The following is a 12,702-nucleotide window of genomic DNA, read 5'->3' on the forward strand; positions in this document are numbered from 1 at the left end:
GTTACTCATGAGGCTGCGAAGCTTCTCCGGCCATCGCCTGCATCGCAGCCGCCTCAGCCGCTCCCGCCGGACGCCCGTCGATATAAGCCTTGCGGCCCGCTTTATCGACGAAGAGCGCGCGCCCTTCCGCGAGCAGCAGCAGCATCCCCTCGTCCTCGACAACCAAAGCGCGCAGCACGTCCGTGCGGCCAGCGTATTTCGCGATCGGCCTTGTGCGGAAGCCGGTGGCTGAAGCGTTCAGTTCGATTTTGCTTACAAAATAAACCCAGTCTCCCGCTTGGTATTGCGCAGCCGCGCCGTCCGTAAGCTGCACCATCAGCTTGTCGGAGTTGGCAAATTGCACGATCGTGCCGTTATTGTCGGAGGTCCGCACGTTCGTCGGGTCCCACAGCGCCTTCGTATACAAATCGTCCATCACTTTGCCGTTTGCCGTCACAAAGCCCGCGCTCAGCTTGTCGAGGTCGGCCTTCGACAGCCATGTCGGCTTGGCCGCTCCGCCACCCGGCGCATTCTCGGCCTTCAGCAGCGGCCAGCCGCTCACCCTCGCGGTGCCCGCCACCATCGCAGGAGCCGCCGCCGAGCCGCTGTCCGCGCTAAGATCAAGCAGCGGGCTGCCGTCCACCGCATACAAGCCGTTGATACGCACCCGGTCCGGCTCCAGCGCGCCGGGAATGTAAGGCCGGTTCGGCACGGACATGTAAGGCAGGCCGATCAGTTGGTTCAGCGACGTATAGCTTTGCGCCTTGCCCATCCGTACGGCGAGCACGTTGTACAGAGACGTGCCGTTCGTCACGTAATATTGCTGCGTCAGGTTCGCCCCGTCTCCAGGACCTCCGGCGCTGCCGGTATCCTTGCGGATATCATATCGCGGAGTGGACCAATTGTCCGTCGTCCGCTTCACGTCGTTATACTGCTTCCTGCCCTCCGCATCCGTTGCATACCAACCGATGAGCCGGTCGATCTTCGGAAAGCCGGGCTTATCCGGATCGGCCGTACCCGTGTCGAGCAGATGCTCGGTGAAATCCGTGCCGGATACGGACAAGTTCAACGGCTGCTTATTGTCCTTTTTGAAGTAGACGGACACTTGCCCTTTGCGCAAATTGTACTCTTCCAGCTTCTGCTGCTCGCTGCGGTTCCACGGGTATTTTTGCAGCATCCGGTGCATCGCGACAGGCCCGTGCACGGCAATGTGCCCCAGATTCGCCGTATCGCCGTAGGACGGTGTCGTCGAACCGAACGATTTGATCAGGAAACGGCCCACATCGGCCTTGAGCGCATCGCCCCAGTACGATAGCCCGGAGAAGTTCCCCATGTTAAAAGCCGAACCGCCGCCTTCGTTGTGCCGCGAGCCTGCAAAAATCCACCCGTCTGCCGCCAGCCGCGCATTGAAATAGTCGGCCATCTCCAGTCCGTCCGCCCGAATGACCTGCTTCAGCTCGCCGAAGGGTGCGTCTCCGTCCGGGATCGATTCGATGATGTCCGCCAGATCGCTGAGCGATACGCCCGCGTAGCTGACGTCGAAACCGTTGACCTCGTAAAAAATGTTCCGTCCGTCCACCAGCTGCCGCGCTTGCACGCGCATGCCTTTGTCCGGCAAATTCGTGCCTGCCAGTCCCCGGATATAATAATCCGCGACCTCCCGCTTCAGCGCCGCATCGTCCGCTGCCACCGCCAGCTCCACCCCGCCGAGCAGACCGACAAGCGCCTGGTTCATCGAGTTTTGCGTACTGAATTTGGTCACCCGGGTCAGCCAGCGCCACATCGAGTACGCTTTGTCCTTTGCCTGTGCCAGTTGGGTCTCGGTAAACAGCTCCTGTCCGTAGGTCAATGCCGCCGCCAGATTATGAAGCCCAAATGCCGTCGTCGGATAATCCGCATTTGTCGTGCTGCCGCTGACGCTATATGGCACGTAAGCCTCCCCACTGTTCGCCTTTCCGTCCAACAGGCGGGACGCATTCGCGGGGTTGTCGGTCGTCGTCACCCTCCGGTTCAAATAAAAATCAAGTGCGTCCTTCGCCCGCTTGGCGAGCGCCGTGTCCGTTTTTCCCGTGATGCTCCACATGTACGCAAGCAGTCCCGCCGAGCCGAAGCCCGCTTCCGTGCTGCTGCTCTGCTGGTCCACACCGATGTAGGACATTTGGTCGAACTGCACGGTGCCGACGGCTCTGTCGATCATAAGCTCACAGATGATGTAATGCACTGGATAGGGCGTATCAAACACGCCGCCGAGCTCGCTCCACTGCCCGTTGGTCGACGCGCCGTAAAAGGTCTGCTGCCCGATTTCCCGGTCCTTCATGTCCATAAATCGAAGCCGCATCGCCGCACCACGGCCATCTTGTGCGGCGAAGCCGGGCTGCGTCTTGTACTTGACCGTCGCGATGCGGTAGTCGCCTCCGAACTGGCGCGCGCCGTTCGAGGACGCTTTCGCCGTCATCGTCAGCGCCGCCGCCGTGTCGGCCGACTTCGACGTAACCATGCCGCCTTTGCCGGCATAGCCGCCCGCCGCGGACCCGCTCCACGACTCGACGGCCGGGCCACCGAGCAGCTTCAGCGTCCACGCTGGGGAAGCCGCTTCGAAGCCGCCGTTCGGGAAGGCGGCCGTGCCTTTCGCCGCAGCGACGACGCCGTCGCTGCCGGTCGTCGTATCGACGCGCATCAGCCGGATGCCATCCCATTGCACCGTGCCCTTCGCCCGGTCGAGCCCCGCTTCGACCCGGATGCTTGCCGCTCGCACGCCCGGCGCCGTCACCAGTCCGCGAAGCTCCTGCCAGCCGCCGCGGGCATAGACGGCATTGGTCACTGTGAATGGCGGTGCCAACGGACTTCCCGCCTCGTCCAGGAAGGTTACCTTTGCGTAGACCCCTTGTCCTCCTTCGGAAGGGACCACCTGCTCCGCCTTGTAGAACGCGCTGAGAATCATCACGCTGTTCGGCGCCACCGCCGCTTTCACCGGCGTCGCATAGTCGACCAACACGTCGACCGGGTTCGCGATGGTTTGCGAAATCGCTGCGCTGCGGCTTGTTACCGCTTCCATTTGCAGCAGCTTCAAGCCTTCCAGCGCGGCGCTTGCATCGTTCACCCAGCGGACCGTCCCCGCCTCCGGCACGCCTCCTTGTCCGTCCGTTGCCGTCCAGCCGTCCGGTATTGCGCCTGCGCCCTCTTCGAAGCCGAAGTTCGCCACAACGTTTCCTGCCGTCAAGCTGCCGGCAGCGGCGTTCACAACCACTTTCTGCGGAAAATTGTCCGTCCGCCCGTCCGGCTGCTGGTTGCCGACCAGATTGCGCTGAAAAAATTGCAGCTGCCGCTCTACGGAAGCCGCGTCCGGGAATACGTTATCCACCCGGTCGTAAAACAAGCTCGCGTCCGGCGTCATCGCCGACGGAGCGACGGACGCCTGCGCCCCTATCGGAGCCAGCGCGGATAACGCTGTCGTCCCTGCGACCAGCGCCGACAACCAGCGCAGCCGTCCTCTGCCTTTGCTTCCCTTGTTCATCCTCGTCCCTCCCGACTGGTCTCGCCTTGCCAAACCAAGAGCTCCTCCGCCTGCCCCGCAGGAGCGGCGAAGGAGCTTCATTCACCTTCCGCCGCCGCTCCCCTCCGTCAGCAGCTCGCTGACCAGCAGCAGCGCCAGCGCCTGACCGTACGGCGTCGGCGTTATTTTTACCTCGTTGTACGCCTCCACCGTCGGCATGACCGGGGTCCCGCCGGACACGCCGTGCACCGCTCCGTACACGTCCACGTGGATGAGCACCGCCTGCGCCGCCTTGCGGACAGCTTCTTCCAGCTTCGCCCGCAGCGCCGCATCCGCCACCATCCTGTGCTTCAGAGCGAGCAGCATCCCGTAGCCGATCCCCGCCGCAGCCGACGTTTCCAAATAAAAATCGTCCCGGTCCAGCACGGTATGCCACATCCCGTTCGGCGTCTGGAAGCGCAGCAGCCCTTCCAGCAGCCGCGTATACCTCCGGCCGACCACTGCGGGCACCTCGGCCAGCCCCCGCACCTCGCGCACGATCTCCGGTACGCCGAAGGCCACCCACGCATTCGCCCGGCCCCAGCGCGCCTCCGACATATGATCGCCGCGCTGCCCGTCGTAGCCGTGGAACAATACGCCCGTCGCCTCGTCCTGAAGCAGCCGCAGGTGGATTTCCACTTGGCGGACCGCCTCTTCCGCCATCGCCCGGTCACCGGTCAGCGAAGCGAGCCGGGCGAGGAACAAACCGCCGACCACGAGCGTATCCGCCCACATTTGCTCCGGGAAGTCGACGCCTTCGGTTACCGTATGCTCGAAGCCGCCCTGCGACGTGCGCGGAGCCTCCTCCATCAGCCAGCGGCCGTGCTCCTGCGCCAGCTCCAGCCATCCCGCCTCCGCGTCGGGCTGCTCTCGCAGCAGCTCCGTCAGCGCCGCGAACGGCGCCGTCGAATTGATCACGCGCAGCTCCGCCGCCTTGTGCCGGTTGTCCCGCATCCAGCGCCACAGATAGTCGCGCACCTCCGGGCTTCCGATCGCCTGCCCGTATTTTACCGCGGCGATCAGCCCTACGCCCGGCTTCCAGTCCCAGTTGTACATGTTGCGCTGCCAATCGCTTTCCGGAGCGGTCACCATATAGTGATAAATTTGCTGCGCTTTGGCGAGCAGCAGTTGATTGTCCATGATTGCCTGACCCCTCTCCTATCCTTTGATCGACCCGATCATCGTTCCTTTGGCAAAATATTTTTGCAGGAACGGATAAATCAGCAGAATCGGCACCGTCGCGATTACGATCATCGCCATTTTGACCGATACCCCGATCCTTGGCGCATCACCGCTCATGGCCGCATCAACGGCCTCGTTCGTCATCTGCACGAGAATTTGCCGCAGCAGCACCTGCAGCGTCATTTTATCTACGGCGCTGTTGTACATGACTGCCTGAAAAAAAATGTTCCACTTCGACACCGCGTAGAACAGCGTCAGCGTCGCAATGACCGGCAGCGAAATCGGCACGATAATCCGCGCGAGCACGCCGATATCGTTGCAGCCGTCCATCTTCGCCGATTCCTCCAGCTCCGCCGGCACCGACCGGAAGAAGCTGACCATGATCATCAGATTGAAGACGCTGAGCGCGCTTGGCACGATCAGCGCCCAGAGCGTATTGAGCATATGCAGCTCCTTAACCAGCAGGTAAGAAGGGATGATGCCCCCGCTGAACAGCATCGTGAAGAAGGCGATAAACAGCATGACCGTCGAGCCGTGCACCGATTTTTTGGAGAGCGGGTAAGCCAGCGTCGTCGTCAGCAGCATGCTGAGCGCCGTGCCGATGACGGTCACGAATATCGTATTTTTGAACGTTTGAATGAACTGTTGATTTTTAAATACCGTATCGTAGGCAATGGTCGACCACCCCTTCGGCCACAGCAGCAGTTGGCCTTCGAACACCAAGTGCGGCGAGGACAGCGAAGTGACCAGTACGTTCCAAAATGGAAATATCATCAGCAGCGCCAGGAGCCCGAGCAGGACTCCGTTGACCGCTTCGAACAGCCGGCCTTTTTGCGGTTTCATCTGGCTTGCGCCTCCTTTCTACCTAGAACAGATAATTGTCGCTCGTCTTCTTCGCGAGCCAGTTCGAGCCGAGAATCATCACAAGCCCGACGACCGATTTGAACAAGCCGACCGCAGCGGCGAAGCTGAAGTTGCCCTGCAGCACACCCGCTTTAAACACATACGTATCGAACACTTCCGCCACCTGCATGACCATCGGATTGCCCATCATGTACAGTTGATCGAAGGACAAGCTCATAATATGCCCGATCCGCAGCAGCAGCAGGACGACCACGGTGTTCATCAGCGCCGGGATCGTGATCGAGCGGATCTGCTGCCAGCGCGTAGCTCCGTCGACGCGGGCCGCCTCGTACAGCTCCGGGTTAATGCCCGCCAGCGCCGCAAGGAAGATGATCGTGCCCCAGCCCGCTTCCTTCCACATGCTCTGCACTGTAATAATGCCCCAGAAAAGCCGTTGATCGAGCAGCAGCTGCACCTTTTCGAAGCCGAGCCCTTTGACGATTTGCGTAATCAAGCCCTCCGAGTTCATCAGCGTGACGGTCAGCGAGCAAATGACGACCCAGGAGACGAAATGAGGCAAGTAGATGATCGTCTGAATCGTTTTCTTATAAAAGGCGATCCGCACCTCGTTAAGCAGCAGCGCAAGTACGATGGGCGTCGGAAAAAACAGCGCCAAATTCAGAAAGCTGATGACCAGCGTGTTGCGCAGCACCATCCAAAAATCCGGGTGCTTGAACAGCCGCTCGAAATGCGCGAAGCCGACCCAGTCGCTGTGCAGCACGCCCGCAAACGGGTTATAGTCTTGAAACGCCAGCACGATGCCGTACATCGGCACGTAATCGAACAGCAGAATAAACGCCATGCCCGGGAGCGCCAACAAATACATGTAGCGGTCCGCCCACAGCTTCTTGGCGAGGCGCGATCGTCCCGACTTCGCCGCTGCCCCCGTTCCCGGGGCGTTCCACGCCGCGCTCTTTGGCTGGATGGCCATGGGATGTCCCCCTTTCCTAATCATTCGTATTGTCTCATCCGAACGGGCGGAGGCTTCCTCCGTCACGCGCAGTACGGCTTTGGTGCCCGTTTTTGCGCATGACGGATACGCCGGCTTGGCGTGCCGACGTTTCCGTCCGTATTTTGCGGATTACTTCGTATCGCCGGAGCCGGCGGCCTGGGCGATTTCATCCATCCATTTGCTGCCTTCGAAGCGGTCGTACCACTGTTTCACGATCCCGTCCCAATCGTTCACGCTCAGGCTCCCCATAATCACCTTCACAATGCTGCCGTTGATGAACGCATCGGCCTCGGCGTTGTATTTCGAACGTGTCGGCGAGAACGCGAAGTCGAGCGGCGCGGGCAGCTTCAAAAATTTCTCCAGCATGAGGTTGCCGTCACTCACAAGCTTCTGCGCCTCGGCGCTGTTCTTCTTGCCTACGAACACCTCCTCGGTCTTGCCGACCGGCAGCGTCCACAGGAATGCGCCCGGCATGTCGCGCTTGGTCGCTTCCGCATTCACTTCGTTTTTGCCGTCTTTTTTCGTGTAGTGAACGCCTTCCACACCGTACAGGTTGAACTGCTCGCCTTCCGGGCTGGCACCGAAGTCAAGCCACTCCATCAGCTTCTGCATTTTGGCCGGGTCCTTCGCCGCTTTCTTCGTAATGAACAACCCGCCGTAGTTGACGCGTCCGGTCGCCCCTTGGCCGTACGGCCCTTTCACCGGCTCGAACGGAACGAGCTTGCCGTTCGGATTCGATTTCTTATAGTTGTCCTCGAAATCGTTCATTCGCGATGCATACTGGAATAAAATACCGGATTGCCCTTTGTTGACGACCTTCGATTCGGCGGTCCGTCCGTCCGTCACGGCAAAGTCGGGGTCAATCAGACCGTCTTTGAACGCCTTCTGCATCCACTCGAGCCATTCCTTGAATTGCGGCGTCGCAAAATTCGGTACGTATTTATCGCCCTGCTTTACCCATTTGTCCTGAATGCCGAACGGCTGCTGCAGCCCGCTGACGCCGATGAACGCATTGTTCGCATAGCCGATCTGGATGCCGATCGTATCTTTTTTGCCGTTCTTGTCCGGATCGCCCGTCGCGAACGCTTTGGCTACGTTGTACAGCTCCTCGGTCGTTTTGGGCGGCTGCAGCCCAAGGCTGTCGAGCCAGTCCTTGCGGATCATCGGCATGTCCCCGGAGGCGACCGGATTGCGCACGTTCGTGATCGCGTAAATTTTGTTCTGATACTTCGTGATATAGAGGTCCTTCTGTTTTTTCAGGTTCGGATACTTGTCGATATAGTCGTCGAGCGGGACGATTTCACCCGCCTTGATCATGCCGACGATAAAGTCGTCCATCGTCCGCCAGGCGAAGGCGTCCGGGACGTCGCCCGAGGCGATCTGCACACGGATCTTCTCTTTATAAATCTCCCACGAGTTGATGTTCAGTTCGAATTGAACGCCCAGCTTCGTTTGCAAATATTTGAGCGCTTCGTTGCTGTCCGGCGACGTGCTCGGGATCGTATTCCCGTTGTCGTAGGCGAGCTTCAACTTGACCGGTCCGGACGGCGCTGCCGCTTGCGAATCTTTCCCGTCTGAAGTGGTAGCCCCACCGCCTCCGCAGCCTGCGGCTACCGTCAATAAAACCACAGTCAGCATTGCGGCGCCGATGCGTTTTTCCGTACGCTTCCATCTAAGCTTAGCCAATGTATCCAACCCCTTTTCCCTGCTTCCCAATGTCGGTCTGTCGATTCCGTTGTGAGTTCGGCCGGCCTGCCATGCCTTTACTGTACTCCCGCCCGCCATCCGCAGCAATTGTCAAAAACGTATATCCACGGTTTCCGGCCAAATGACCACGCCTGATTCTAGCCCCAGATGCAGGATTTCCCGCCGAACGGCAAGTGTTAAAACGCGCAAATGTCCTTTTTGCTCGAAATGACACTTCCTATGCTATAATTTTTCATTGTAATGTTAAGATGCGAGCACGCGCTGCCTAAGCGCCGACAGTGACAGCTCAGACAGAAACGGAGGGGAACCGGCATGCGGCTGCAGCGTTCGAAAAAAGCACAAACCGTCATCGTCATGCTGCTGCTCAGCGCTCTCTGCATTATGGCGATGGGTTTTACGGTATATCTCCTCGCCACCCGAAGCCTGTCGGAGGAAGTGGAGAAGGCGTACCGCAGCTCGCTGCAGCGGACGCAGGACCGGGTGTCCAGCTATTTTAAACAAATCGATCAAGCCATTCTGCAATTCGAGAAGCTGCCCGCCGTCGAAAGCCTCGCTTCCCCATGGACGGAAGAGGACGGGATCGGGCTCATCAGCGTGCAGGAAACGCTGCTTCGCATGCAGACGTCGCTGGAGGACGTGGACAACATTGCGCTGTACCGGGTATCGAGCGGCCGGCTGTTCAGCACGAACCGGCAGGTGACGGCGTTTCAGGACGACTATCGGAACGTGATCGGGGCCTTTGAGCAGACGGGCAAAAAGGCCGCCCTGCTCAATCTGACGGTCCATGATACGCCGACGACGGTGTACGTGCGCAGACTGCCCGTTTTCCAGACGACGCAGGATTTATATATGATCATTCATTTGAATCAGCAATTTTTCGATCATATTCTCGGGCTGCCTGACGGGGAACAGGGCACGTATTTTATATTGAACGAGCGCCGGGACATTTTGCAGGCCCGGGGGGCTCTGGGCAGGACAACACTCGAAAACGAAATCGTCCCGTTGATCAAGGAAGGCAAGCCGAAGGCGGCGGACGACCTGTTCGTCGCTTATTTGCCCCCGTCGTACCAAGACTGGATATTCGGGTTCGCCATTCCGAATCACGTGCTGTTTGCCAAAATCGGCAGCCTTCGCAACGTCATCTTTGCCATCGCGGGCCTCTTGCTGGCGCTTGCCGTGCTCGTGACCCTGCTGGCAACGGGGCGGCTGTGGCGGGGCTGGAGCGAGCTCGTCTCGCTGGTGGAGGATAGCGGCCCAACTCGCACAAGTACATCCGTCGGCGAACCGGTCCAGCCTCCCGGTCCGGCCCCGGACGAATTCCGGCACGTTTACGATACGGTACAGCGGATCAAAGCAACCCGCGACGAGCTGCAGGAGAGGATCAAGGAGCTGACACCGGAAATCAAAGCGACCATCTTCCGCAGCCTGCTGCTCAAGGGCATCCGGTCGCAGCAGGATCGCGACAAATGCGAGCGCTATCAGCTCCCGCTGGCGGAGGAAGGCGAATTCGGCTGCCTTGCCGTCCAGATCGACCAATACCGCAGCTTGGAAACGCTCTATTCCGAAATCGATCTGTACTACTTCAAATACGGCATATCCAGCGTCATTCAAGAGGTCATTGATACAAAAGGCAGCGGCATGGTCGCCGCTTGGGGCGAGGACCGCTTCATGGCGGCGCTCACGCTCCCTGCGGCAGCGCCGGAAGAAGCTAGAGCCGCTGTGCGGGAAGCAGCGCAAACGATCCGCGATTTTATCCGGCACTATTTTCCGTTTACCGTCTCCATTGGCGTGAGCCGCCTGCGTAAGGATTATGCTTATTTGAACGTAGCTTCGCAGGAAGCGGAAGAAGCGCTGAAGCACAAGCTGGTTGCAGGAAAGAACGAAGTGATTCCAATCGAGGAATTCGGCAGCGAAACAGAGTCTCCCGAGGTACCCTTCTCGTTCCGCGAGCTGGAAAACGATATTCTGTACGCCGTCCGTTCGCTCGATCGCGGGCTGGCTTACGGCTATATCGATCGGCTGCGCGAATTGGAAGGGGTCCGCACCATTCACTACCAGTGGCTGCAATCGCGGATGATCGATCTGACGCTGTTTCTCTACCGCTCGGTCGGTCAGTCGCTGTCCCGCCCTCTGGCGGAGCCTGTCGCGGTGGAATGGCTGGAGCTGTCCACGCTGGAAGAGTGGAGTGATTGGCTGAAGACGCGGGCGTGCGATCTGCTGATCGGCGAGCTGGAGGAAGAGCACCGCGGACATATGCGACGCGCCGCCGAACAGCTAACCGTCTTCATCGATGCGCACAACGAAGAAGACGTCCGGCTGGAAAGCTGCTGCAAGGCGCTCGGCCTGCCGGTCACGCTGGGCAAGCAGGCACTGAAGGAAGTGCACGACGCCACGTTCTCCGACTACCTGCTCGCCAGCCGCATCGCCAAAGCGAAGCATTGGCTGCGGCATACGGAGACGAGCATTGACGAGATGGCCTCGCGGCTGCAGTACAGCAACGCGCAGAACTTCTCGCGCACGTTCAAGAAGATCGTCGGCATGCCTCCGGGGCAGTACCGGAAAGAGTCGCGGGGAGAGGGATGAGTCGACTCGTATGGGGGGCGGAGCGGTTTAGTAGGAAGGTAGGGCTTGCAGGGTACAGGGTGCAGGCCCTGGCTTGGAGAAATAAAGGAACGCAGATGCGTTATCCGGGAAGCGAGTGCACCCGGTAAAAAGATAAAGGAATACACATTCGTTATTTGTGTCGAATTTTATCCCGTTCGCCTGTCTTTCCGCCAATAAATCATCGCAGTTCCTCTATTCTCCGGATTGCAGTATACTAAGGCCAATTAACGCATCTGCCGTGCTCTATTTATTTTAACGGCGACTGACTAAGAGAGAGGGCTAGGGCAAATGACTATCGAGAAAACAAATCCGCCTCTACACTACGAAACCCGTGGCGAAGGATACCCGCTGATCGTGCTGCATGCGCTGGCGACCGACCACCGGTCGATGATGGCGTGGGTGGAACCGCTGTTCGAACGGCGGCCGGGCTGGAAGCGAATCTATGTCGATATTCCGGCTCACGGACGGAGTACGGTCGAGCCTTGGATGAAAACCTCCGACGACCTGCTGGCGGTTCTGCTGGACGGCCTCCGGACGATCCTGCGGGAGAACGAGCGGTTCGCGCTCATGGGCATGTCGTTCGGCGGCTACTTGGCGCAGGGGATCTGGCGCGCCGAGCACCGACGGGCGGACGGGCTGTCTCTTCTTGCCCCAGCGCTGCACCGGAAAACCCGCACCCTCCCCGAGCGAAGCGTGCCGGTCCGGGACGAGGCGCTGCTGGCGGAGCTTGAGCCGGAGGTGCGGGCGGCATTCGAAACGTTGGCCACCGTGCAATCGCGGGCGACTTGGGAGCTCTTCCGGGAGGAATGGCAACCGGGGCGTCTGCTCGCCGACCGCGCGTTTCTATCTTCGGACTGGCGTACGCAAGGGTACCATTTCCAATACGATCCGATCCCGGAGGACAGCCGTTTTCCGCAGCCGACGCTGTTTCTCCTCGGACGGCAGGATGCGATCTGCGGGTACAGGGATCATTTGGCCGTGCTCGAATCGTTCCCTCGGGCAACCCTTGCCGTGCTTGATGGCGCCGGCCATCTGCTGCAGATCGAGCAGCGGAAGCTGGTGCAGCATCATGTCGGCCTCTGGTTGGATGCTGTGGAGCGGGAGAAGCTGGCAGGCGCAGATGTGTAGCTGGCCTCGCTCGCAGAACTATTCGCCGCTGGACGTTCGGGGCAAGCGAGCTAATGCCGCTCGGGCTTTTCGCCGCTAGACGCCGGGCTGCTCCGTTCCTCTTCCCTCCAACGCTCTTGGCACGCCTGAATCCTGGGAGCTCTGTATTCCCGTATTGCCGCCGGCTGACTCGCCGGGAAGCTGATCCGACCCTCTCGGTCCGGTCAGCCTTTTAGCTTTTTCTCCCACTCTTCCAAGTAGATCATTTGCGTCAAGGGAGACGTATCCAGCTCAATCGGGCAAATGAACTCCAGCGAATTGCCGTCCGGGTCCTCAAAATAAATGGCTGCGTGCGCATGCGGCCGATTGGGCAGCATGACGGGACCTGTCGGCGCAAACCCGAAAGCTTCCCTCACCTCAATCCCCTTGTCCGCAAGCCATTGCTTGGCCCGCTTTATATCCTCCAGCTCCACTTGAAAGGCGATATGCCTCAACGACGGATGATACGGGACGTTCACCTGTTCCGTCTCCCATAGACCGAGCCAGCTCTTTCCTTTCTCAATCCAGAAAAACGTCAGGCCGCGGCCTTGATGGGCCAGTTCCAGGCCGATGCATTCATAAAACTCGACGGAACGCTCCAAATCTTCGACCGGCAAGTGAGCTTCATATAATCCTTTGATCACAAGGACGGCCTCCTTTCTACATCAGATCATTCCATTCGATGATATTGTAGCAC

At 59.6% G+C, this 12,702-nt stretch carries 8 protein-coding genes; 2 read left to right on the forward strand and 6 right to left on the reverse strand.

Annotated elements, in window-relative coordinates; translation table 11 throughout:
- Position 1: 1 nt before the first annotated feature.
- The 5 genes from PEL01S_RS17235 to PEL01S_RS17255 form a co-directional block, all read right to left on the reverse strand.
- A complete protein-coding gene (locus PEL01S_RS17235; RefSeq protein ID WP_127461174.1) occupies positions 2 to 3,493 on the reverse strand; it encodes a hypothetical protein in 3,492 nt (1,163 codons plus the stop codon).
- A gap of 81 nt (positions 3,494 to 3,574) precedes the next feature.
- The gene (locus PEL01S_RS17240; RefSeq protein WP_239551182.1) at positions 3,575 to 4,651 is read right to left on the reverse strand and encodes a glycoside hydrolase family 88/105 protein; all 1,077 of its coding nucleotides are present in this window, start codon (positions 4,649 to 4,651) and stop codon (positions 3,575 to 3,577) included.
- 18 nt (positions 4,652 to 4,669) lie between these two features.
- A complete protein-coding gene (locus PEL01S_RS17245; RefSeq protein WP_063177632.1) occupies positions 4,670 to 5,536 on the reverse strand; it encodes a carbohydrate ABC transporter permease in 867 nt (288 codons plus the stop codon).
- A gap of 22 nt (positions 5,537 to 5,558) precedes the next feature.
- The gene (locus PEL01S_RS17250) at positions 5,559 to 6,527 is read right to left on the reverse strand and encodes an ABC transporter permease (protein ID WP_127461175.1); all 969 of its coding nucleotides are present in this window, start codon (positions 6,525 to 6,527) and stop codon (positions 5,559 to 5,561) included.
- A 150-nt stretch (positions 6,528 to 6,677) separates the two neighbouring features.
- Entirely contained in the window at positions 6,678 to 8,234 is a 1,557-nt protein-coding gene (locus PEL01S_RS17255; RefSeq protein ID WP_163767716.1) for an extracellular solute-binding protein, read from the reverse strand.
- A gap of 333 nt (positions 8,235 to 8,567) precedes the next feature.
- Between PEL01S_RS17255 and PEL01S_RS17260 the strand changes: the two genes are divergently transcribed.
- A complete protein-coding gene (locus tag PEL01S_RS17260; protein WP_127461177.1) occupies positions 8,568 to 10,838 on the forward strand; it encodes a helix-turn-helix transcriptional regulator in 2,271 nt (756 codons plus the stop codon).
- Between the two features lie 309 nt (positions 10,839 to 11,147).
- Positions 11,148 to 11,987 (forward strand): alpha/beta fold hydrolase, encoded by an 840-nt coding sequence (locus PEL01S_RS17265; protein ID WP_127461178.1) that lies wholly within the window; start codon positions 11,148 to 11,150, stop codon positions 11,985 to 11,987.
- Positions 11,988 to 12,190: 203 nt separating this feature from the next.
- Here the strand turns inward: PEL01S_RS17265 and PEL01S_RS17270 are convergent, their stop codons facing one another.
- Positions 12,191 to 12,649 (reverse strand): VOC family protein, encoded by a 459-nt coding sequence (locus PEL01S_RS17270; protein WP_127461179.1) that lies wholly within the window; start codon positions 12,647 to 12,649, stop codon positions 12,191 to 12,193.
- Between the last annotated feature and the right edge of the window lie 53 nt (positions 12,650 to 12,702).

Source organism: Paenibacillus elgii NBRC 100335 (assembly GCF_004000865.1).
Lineage (GTDB): Bacteria > Bacillota > Bacilli > Paenibacillales > NBRC-103111 > Paenibacillus_G > Paenibacillus_G elgii.